Annotated in this window: 1 protein-coding gene; it reads right to left on the bottom strand. The window is 28.2% G+C overall.

What is annotated here, in order from left to right; all coding sequences use genetic code 11:
* Positions 1 to 514 (bottom strand): IS1634 family transposase (locus AC5EAH_RS08220; protein WP_493494292.1); only part of this gene is annotated, 514 nt, incomplete at both ends.

The raw sequence follows: 514 nt of genomic DNA, 5'->3' as shown, positions 1-514 counted from the left end.
GTTGTTTGTTCATTCTGATTACCAGGTGTCATTGAAAAAGCCAGTGGCAAACCATTACCATCCATAAATAAGCCCATTTGAACAATTGGATTAGGTCGATGTTCTTTTGATTTACCGTATTTTCTAAAATCATCAGCCGCCTCTATTTCAAAAAAATAATTCGTGCAGTCATAATAAAGTACATCTGTATTTCTATCTATAATTTTAGTAGATTGTTTGTATAGTTCACCTTGTATATAGTCACTTTCATTAGCGAATATTTCTAATGCACGATAAATGTGATGTAATTCAAAATTTGATTGTTCAATATAAATTTGGCGATGATCAAACATTGCCTTTTTACTTCTTGGGAATAAAATGCGATCATAAACTAATCTTGATAAAATTTGATTAAGATCAAAATTAAATCTATATTTTTTACTTATATTATCACACAATTGATTTAGCTTAAGTTCATGATAAATATTTTGTAAAAATAAATAGCCACCATTAAATACTGTTTGTTGATGGGATG

The sequence above is a fragment of the Staphylococcus sp. B1(2026) genome, from assembly GCF_058895785.1.
Note: the sequence above shows the minus strand (reverse complement) of the source record. Positions and strands in the feature narration are given on the sequence as shown.